At 73.2% G+C, this 7,303-nt stretch carries 7 protein-coding genes; 2 read left to right on the plus strand and 5 right to left on the minus strand.

The genetic code is table 11. The annotated features are described in order from the left end of the window. Nucleotides 1-115: 115 nt before the first annotated feature. The 5 genes from ACFWFZ_RS34045 to miaA form a co-directional block, all read right to left on the minus strand. Nucleotides 116-1,711, minus strand: a complete 1,596-nt coding sequence (locus ACFWFZ_RS34045; protein ID WP_387127848.1) for a M1 family metallopeptidase — start codon at nucleotides 1,709-1,711, stop codon at nucleotides 116-118. A gap of 87 nt (nucleotides 1,712-1,798) precedes the next feature. Beyond that, complete coding sequence (locus ACFWFZ_RS34050; RefSeq protein ID WP_387127850.1) at nucleotides 1,799-3,880, minus strand: RelA/SpoT family protein; 2,082 nt, start codon at nucleotides 3,878-3,880, stop codon at nucleotides 1,799-1,801. A 140-nt stretch (nucleotides 3,881-4,020) separates the two neighbouring features. Continuing rightward, nucleotides 4,021-4,896 (minus strand): diaminopimelate epimerase, encoded by an 876-nt coding sequence (gene dapF, locus ACFWFZ_RS34055; RefSeq protein WP_387127852.1) that lies wholly within the window; start codon nucleotides 4,894-4,896, stop codon nucleotides 4,021-4,023. Between the two features lie 53 nt (nucleotides 4,897-4,949). Beyond that, the gene (locus ACFWFZ_RS34060) at nucleotides 4,950-5,462 is read right to left on the minus strand and encodes a hypothetical protein (RefSeq protein WP_387127864.1); all 513 of its coding nucleotides are present in this window, start codon (nucleotides 5,460-5,462) and stop codon (nucleotides 4,950-4,952) included. A 132-nt stretch (nucleotides 5,463-5,594) separates the two neighbouring features. After that, on the minus strand, nucleotides 5,595-6,533 hold the full coding sequence (gene miaA / locus ACFWFZ_RS34065) for a tRNA (adenosine(37)-N6)-dimethylallyltransferase MiaA (RefSeq protein WP_387127854.1): 939 nt from the start codon (nucleotides 6,531-6,533) through the stop codon (nucleotides 5,595-5,597). Between the two features lie 228 nt (nucleotides 6,534-6,761). On the opposite strand from miaA, the gene ACFWFZ_RS34070 reads away from it, so the two are divergent. Next, nucleotides 6,762-6,929 (plus strand): gliding motility protein, encoded by a 168-nt coding sequence (locus tag ACFWFZ_RS34070; protein WP_387127856.1) that lies wholly within the window; start codon nucleotides 6,762-6,764, stop codon nucleotides 6,927-6,929. A 23-nt stretch (nucleotides 6,930-6,952) separates the two neighbouring features. Next, complete coding sequence (locus ACFWFZ_RS34075; RefSeq protein WP_387127858.1) at nucleotides 6,953-7,198, plus strand: antitoxin; 246 nt, start codon at nucleotides 6,953-6,955, stop codon at nucleotides 7,196-7,198. The last annotated feature ends 105 nt before the right edge of the window (nucleotides 7,199-7,303 follow it).

Raw genomic sequence — 7,303 nt, forward strand, 5'->3', positions numbered from 1 at the left:
CGAATAGCGGTGTCACGCCTGGTGGGGACACGGTAGCTGTCACGTCCAACGTGTCACACCGCCCGGGGATTCCCCGAACGGACCCGTCGATGGTGACATGCCCGTTCCTCGGCGGTCACACCCTTTTCCCGCCGGGTACGGACTTGCCCGGTGCCGCCTTACCCGGCGCTGCCTTGCCCTGTGCCGTCTTGCCCTGTGCCGCCTTGCCCGGTGCCGTCTTGCCCTGTGCCGCCTTGCCGGGTGCGGCCCTGCCCGGCGCAGCCTTGCCCGCCGCCGCGGCCGGGGCGCTCCACTCCGGGTGCCCCGGCATCGGCGGGGTCTTCGCCCCGTAGAGCCACGGCTCCAGGAAGGCCCCGAGGTCGCGGCCCGCCTCCTGCGAGGCGAGGCGTACGAAGTCGGCCGTGCCCGCGATCCCGTCCCGGTACTGCGCGACCCAGCGCCGCTCGATCCGGTCGAAGGCCCGGGCGCCGATCTCCTGCCGCAGCGCGTACAGGATCAGCGCGGAGCCGTCGTACACCACCGGCCGGAACAGCCCGATCTTCTCGCCCGGCGCGGCGGCCTTCGGGGCGGCCGGGGGCCCGCCCGCCGCCCGCCACTGGTCGGAGCGCTGATACGCCTCGCGCATGCGCCGCTCCAGGGAGTACTTGCCGAGCCCGTCCGCGTACAGCGCCTCGTACCAGGTGGCGTGCCCCTCGTTGAGCCACAGGTCGGACCAGGTGCGCGGGGTGACGCTGTCGCCGAACCACTGGTGGGCGAGCTCGTGGACCATCACCGACTCGACGTACCACTCGGGGTAGCCGTCGCCGGAGAACAGGCTGCTCTCGAAGAGCGAGAGGGTCTGCGTCTCCAGCTCGAAGCCGGTCGTGGCCTGTGCGATCAGCACCCCGTAGTTCTCGAAGGGGTAGCGGCCGACCCGCTCCTCCATCCACTCGATGTGGCCGGCGGTCTTCTTCAGCCAGGGGTCGAGCCGCTGCCGGTCGGCGGCGGGCACCACGTCGCGCAGCGGCAGCCCGTGCGGTCCGGTCCCGTGCACGACGGCGGAGCGGCCCACGGAGACCTGGGCCAGCTCGGTGGCCATCGGGTGCCGCGTCCGGTACGTCCACGTCGTGGAGGGGCCCGTGCGCCGGGCAGGGGCCACCTGGAGCCCGTTGGCGACGGCCGTGAGCCCGGCGGGGGCGGTGATCCGGAAGGTGAAGACGGCCTTGTCGGCGGGGTGGTCGTTGCAGGGGAACACGCGGTGGGCGGCGTCCGCCTGGTTGGCCATGGCCAGACCGTCCTCGGTGGGTACCCAGCCGCCGTCCCGGCGGCCCCGCGGGTCGCTGGTGTGCCGGACCGTGATGCGCAGCGGGCCGCCGTCCGCCACCGCGCGCCGCGGGGTCAGTACGAGGTCCTCCCCCACGCTCTCGAACCCTGCGGGCTCCCCGTTGACCTCGGCGGACGCCACTTTGCCGTGTGTGAAGTCCAGGTTGACCCGCTCCAGCTGCGCCGTCGCCCGGGCGTCGATCACGGTGACCGCGTCGAGGGGGCTCTTGTTGTCCTTGTACGTGAAGGACAGGTCGTACGAGAGGACGTCGTAGCCGGGGTTGCCGAGCTCGGGGAAGAGCCGGTCGCCGATGCCCAGGGGCTTCGGCGGAGGCAGTACCGCGGCGACGAGGGTGAGGGAGGCCGCGGCGAGCAGGGCGGCGCGCAGGCGGGGGGAGGAGAGCTGCATCCACCACCGCTTACCAGCGCCCGGCGCGAGGCCGGGTACGGCGCGCGACGGGTCCACCCGAACGGGGCCTTCCGGCGCCGTACCGGCCTACGCGCGGCTGACGTCGTAGACGCCCGGGACGTCCCGCATGGCGCGCATCAGGGCGGGGAGCCCGGCCGCGTCGGGCAGCTGGAGGGTGTAGGTGTGCCGGACCCGGCCCTCGACCGGGGGTTCCACCGTCGCGGAGACCACCTCGACGCCCTCGTGGGCGATGGCCTCGGTCAGGTCCGCCAGGAGATGGGGGCGGCCGAACGATTCAGCGAGCAGGGTGACCCGGCAGTCGGCGGTCGCCCGCCAGTGCACGGCGACGGAGGTGCGCCCGACGGCCCGCATCTGCGCCACGGCCGCGCAGTGGACGCGGTGCACGGTGACGGCTCCGCCGCGGACCAGGAAGCCGGCGACGTCGTCCGGGGGCACCGGGGTGCAGCACCCCGCCAGCCGCACGGTGGCGTCCGGCAGGTCGGCGACGGCGTTGGCCCCGCCGCCCCGGGCTCCGACCACCGACAACGGTGCCCGCGCCGCCGAGGTGGTGGCCATGGCGCGGTCGGGGTGGGTCTCCAGCCAGCTGCTGATGGCGATGCGGGCGGCGGGCGTCCGGGCGTGGTCCAGCCATTCGGCCGCCGGTCCGGAGGAGGCGTCCTGGGCGAGCAGCAGCTGGACGGTGTCCCCGTCGGACAGCGGCGAGGACAGGGAGGCGAGGCGCCCGTTGACGCGGGCGCCGATACAGCCGTGGGCGGCCTCGCCGTGCTGCGCGTAAGCGGCGTCGATGCAGCTGGCTCCGGCCGGGAGGCCCAGGGTGCCGCCGTCGGCCCGGAACACGGTGATCTCCCGGTCCTGTGCCAGCTCGGCGCGGAGCACGGTCCAGAAGGTGTCGGGGTCGGGGGCGGACTGCTGCCAGTCGAGCAGCCGGGAGAGCCAGCCGGGACGGGTGGGGTCCACCCGCTCCTCGTCCGGGTCGGCGGCGGGGTCCGGCGTCGCGGTGGCGTACGGGTTGCCGAGCGCGACCACGCCGGCCTCGGCGACGCGGTGCATCTGCCAGGTGCGCACGATGACTTCGGCGACGTACCCCTCGGGCGTGGCGACGGCCGTGTGGAGGGACTGGTACAGGTTGAACTTCGGGGTGGCGATGAAGTCCTTGAACTCCGAGACGACCGGCGTGAAACAGGTGTGCAGCTCGCCGAGTACGCCGTAGCAGTCGGCGTTCTCGCCGACGAGTACGAGGATCCGGCCGAAGTCGGAGCCGCGCAGCTCGCCGCGCGAGCGGGCGATGCGGTGCACGGAGACGAAGTGGCGCGGCCGGACCTGCACTTCGGCGCTGATGCCCGCCTCCCGCAGGACGGTCCGCACGGAGTCGGCGATGGCGGGCAGCGGGTCGCGTTCGCCGGCGTGCGCGGCGATGAGGGCGCGGGTGCCCTCGTACTCCTCGGGGTGCAGGATCGCGAAGACGAGGTCTTCCAGCTCGGTCTTGAGGGCCTGCACGCCCAGCCGCTCGGCCAGCGGGATGAGGACGTCGCGCGTGACCTTGGCGATGCGGGCCTGTTTATCGGGGCGCATCACGCCCAGCGTGCGCATGTTGTGCAGCCGGTCGGCGAGTTTGATGGACATCACGCGGACGTCGTTGCCGGTGGCGACGAGCATCTTGCGGAAGGTCTCCGGTTCGGCGGCGGCGCCGTAGTCGATCTTCTCGACCTTGGTGACGCCGTCGACGATGAAGCAGACCTCGTCGCCGAACTCGGCCCGGACCTGATCGAGGGTCACATCGGTGTCCTCGACGGTGTCGTGGAGCAGAGAGGCCGTCAAGGTGGTTGTCTCGGCGCCCAGTTCGGCGAGGATCAGGGTGACGGCGAGCGGATGTGTGATGTACGGCTCACCGCTTTTTCGCATCTGACCGCGGTGGGAGCTCTCCGCGAGGAGGTAGGCGCGCCGGAGAATGGACATGTCGGCGTCCGGATGGTGGGCGCGGTGCGCCTCCGCGACGTGGCCGATCGCGTCCGGGAGGCGGTCCCGGGACGTCGGCCCGAGCAGCGCCGCGCGCCCGAGCCGGCGCAGATCGATCCTGCTGCGGCCCCGTCTGCGGAGCTCAGGGCGCGCTTCGGGGTGTGCTTCGGGGTTCGTGGCCTCTGCACTCATGGGCACCTCCGGCGGCTTCGACCGGCGGTGGCGGGCATGGGGTGCGCCCTCAGGGCCGGTGCCTGATGTTACCGACCCCACCACGTGGCGCAGTCCACCTCTGGCGCAGCGTGAAACGGATCACCCATTAGAGGGAAGCTTCAGGAGAAAGCCGTTTCGGTGAGCCAGGCCGCGTCGAACTCGCCGGCGGCCACGATCACGGCCGGGCCGGTCATGTCGATCCGGCCGTCGGGGTGTTCGGTGATGACGAGCGTTCCGCCGGGGAGGTCGACGGTGTACGTGGCCGGCTCGCCGGTGGCCGCGGGGTCCGCGCCGTCACGGCGGATGGCGGCCACAGCGACGGCGCAGGCGCCGGTGCCGCAGGAGCGGGTCTCGCCGGAGCCGCGCTCGTGGACGCGCATGGCGACGTGCCGGGGGCCGCGGTCGACGACGAACTCGACGTTGACCCCCGCCGGGTAGGCGGACGCCGGGCTGAACGGCGGGGCGGTGAACAGGTTCCCGGCGTCGTCGAGGCTCTCGACGAACGCGACGGCGTGCGGGTTGCCCATGTTCACGTTGCGGGCGGGCCAGCTGCGCGATCCGACGCTGACCGTGACCTCGCCCTCGGGGAACGCGGCGCGGCCCATGGAGACGGTGACGTCGCCCGCCTTGTCGAGGTGCACGCGCTTGACGCCGCCGCGCGTGGCGACGGCGAGGTCGCCCGGCTCGACGTGGCCGGCGTACTGGAGGTAGCGGGCGAAGACGCGCACGCCGTTGCCGCACATCTCGGCGACGGAGCCGTCGCTGTTGCGGTAGTCCATGAACCACTCCGCCTCGTCGGCCAGGTGCGCCGCCTCCGGGTGCGCGGCGGACCGGACGACGTGCAGCACCCCGTCGCCGCCGATGCCGGCGCGCCGGTCGCAGATCTTCGCGACGGCGGAGGCGGGCAGCTCGATGGCGTTGCCGGGGTCCGGGACGATCACGAAGTCGTTCTCGGTGCCGTGGCCCTTGAGGAAGGAGAGGGTGGTCTGCGTCACCGGGCCATCGTACCCAGCCGCAGCTCAGAGGGGCCGGACCGTCCGAGGGGCGGTCAGCGGAGCCGGGCCACCCGGTACACGGCGAGGCCTACGAGGACCAGCGCGACCACGGCGTACAGCGCGGCCATGCGCCAGTCGGGGCGGCGGCCGCTCCCCCGGGCCGGGAGCCCGGGCCAGGTGTAGCCGACCCGTCGGGCGGCCATCATGCCCCAGCCTCCGGCGCAGCAGCTGATGAGGAAGCCGAGCATGGCGACCACGGCTCCGCCGTCGCCGAACTCGAAGGCGAGGGGGAAGGCGAACATCAGCGAACCGGCGGCGGCGAGCATCACGATGGGGGCGATCTGCCACACGCGCAGGCGGCGCTGCGGTCGCAGTTCGACCTCGAACTCGGGTCCGGCGGCCGCCTCAGCCTCGGCGGAGTCCGGGGCGTCGGGGCCGTCGGGGGTCAGCCGTACGGGGTCGGCGGGCAGCCCGAGGACCCCGGGTCCCTCCGTCCCGCCGAGAAGCATCGGGTCCGCTTCCCGCCGGGTGTCGTCCCGCCCGGTGTCGCGAGGGCCGGCCTCCATCGCCACGCGCCCTCCCCACTCGGACTCAGTACGCCGCCATGCATCGCAGGTGATCGCACCCGCTGGAGTTTGATGATGGCACGCCCTCAGCCCCGCTACGGGCGCCCGGGGCGTCCCGATGCCATCACGTGATCAGGCTGTAACCGCTCGTTCGACCAACGACTGCGCGAGTCCGGGGAGTTCCGCCCGGTCGGCGGCGGCCCCGCTGAGCCAGTGGACCCGCGGATCGCGGCGGAACCAGGAGTCCTGACGGCGGGCGAACCGCTTGGTCGCCCGCACGGTCTCCGCGCGGGCCTCGTCCTCGGTGCACTCGCCTGCGAGCGCGGCGAGCACCTGCTGGTAGCCCAGTGCCCTGGAGGCGGTGATCCCGTCGCGCAGCCCGCGGGCCTCCAGCGCGCGGACCTCGTCCACGAGGCCGTCCTCCCACATCCGGTCGACGCGCAGGGCGATCCGCTCGTCGAGCTCCGGGCGGGCGACGTCGACGCCGATCTGGACGGTGTCGTAGACGGACTCGTGGCCGGGCAGGTTCGCGGTGAACGGCTTGCCGGTGATCTCGATGACCTCCAGCGCGCGGACGATGCGGCGGCCGTTGCTGGGCAGGATCGCCCGGGCCGCTTCGGGGTCGGCGGCGGCGAGCCGGGCGTGCAGGGCGCCGGGGCCGCGCAGCGTGACCTCTTCCTCCAGCCGGGCGCGGACCTGGGGGTCGGTGCCGGGGAACTCCATGGCGTCCAGGGCTCCCCGCACGTACAGGCCGGATCCGCCGACGAGGACGGGGGTGCGGCCCTCGGCGAGCAGCCTGTCGATCTCCAGGCGGGCCAGCCGCTGGTACTCGGCGACGTTGGCGGTGTCGGTGACGTCCCAGATGTCGAGGAGGTGGTGCGGGACGCCGCCGCGCTCCTCGACCGTCAGCTTGGCGGTGCCGATGTCCATCCCCCGGTACAGCTGCATGGAGTCGGCGTTGACGACTTCGCCGTCGAACCGGCGGGCCAGGGCTACGCCCAGGTCGGACTTTCCTGCCGCGGTGGGACCGACGACGGCGATGACCCGCGGGGCGGGGGCTGCATTCCTCACCGCCCCAGTCTCGCAGCCCCCGGTCAAGACGCGCTCATGTACCCGATCGAGCGACGTGACGGGGTGGGAGGGAGGTCGTTGCCCTGGCGAGGTTCCGGCCGGGCGTACGCCGTGTGTACGCCCGGCGCAGAGCCGGTTCGGTGAACGCGGAACTTCACTCACACGCGTAACGTTACGGGAGTAGACATGGGCGTTTTTGATCGGTTTTTTCGTCGTAAGGACGAGGCCGTGACCGAGGAGGTCGCGACCGAGGCTCCGGCGGCGGAGTCCGGTGCGGAGGGCGAGGCCGAGCCTGCTGTCGCGGAGAGCGAGCCGGCGGAAGCCGTGGAGATCCCGAAGCAGCAGTCGGCCGAGGTGGCCGCGGACAGCGAGGCCGGCGAGGGCGCCCGTACGTAGCGAACGCCAACGGAAGGTGACCCATGGGCCTGCTGGACAATCTGAAGGCCAAGCTCGCTCCGGCGAAGGACAAGGTCGGCGATCTCGCGCACCAGCACGAGGGCAGGATCAGCGAGGGTCTGGACAAGGTCGCCAAGGCCGTGGACTCCAAGACCAAGGGCAAGTACAGCGGCCAGATCACGAGCGGGACGGGCAAGGCGAAGGACGCCTTGGTCAAGATCGCGCACAAGGACGCCCCCGGCGGGCAGACGCCGCCGGCCGCGTCCTGACGCGGTCCGGGAACGCCGGAGGGGGGGGGGGGCGCGGCGGGGGGGGGGGGGGGGCCGCCCGGCGGGCGCGGCGCCGCCCCGGGCGCCGGGCGGCGGGGGGCCGGC

Origin of the sequence: Streptomyces sp. NPDC060232 (assembly GCF_042726555.1) — a bacterium.
Lineage (GTDB): Bacteria > Actinomycetota > Actinomycetes > Streptomycetales > Streptomycetaceae > Streptomyces.

What these genes read in the sequence shown, in the direction of transcription:
- ACFWFZ_RS34045 (WP_387127848.1), bottom strand. Translation starts at nt 1,711, where the DNA reads ATGCAGCTCTCCTCCCCCCGCCTGCGCGCCGCCCTGCTCGCCGCGGCC.
- ACFWFZ_RS34050 (WP_387127850.1), bottom strand. Translation starts at nt 3,880, where the DNA reads ATGAGTGCAGAGGCCACGAACCCCGAAGCACACCCCGAAGCGCGCCCT.
- ACFWFZ_RS34060 (WP_387127864.1), bottom strand. Translation starts at nt 5,462, where the DNA reads ATGGAGGCCGGCCCTCGCGACACCGGGCGGGACGACACCCGGCGGGAA.
- ACFWFZ_RS34075 (WP_387127858.1), top strand. Translation starts at nt 6,953, where the DNA reads ATGGGCCTGCTGGACAATCTGAAGGCCAAGCTCGCTCCGGCGAAGGAC.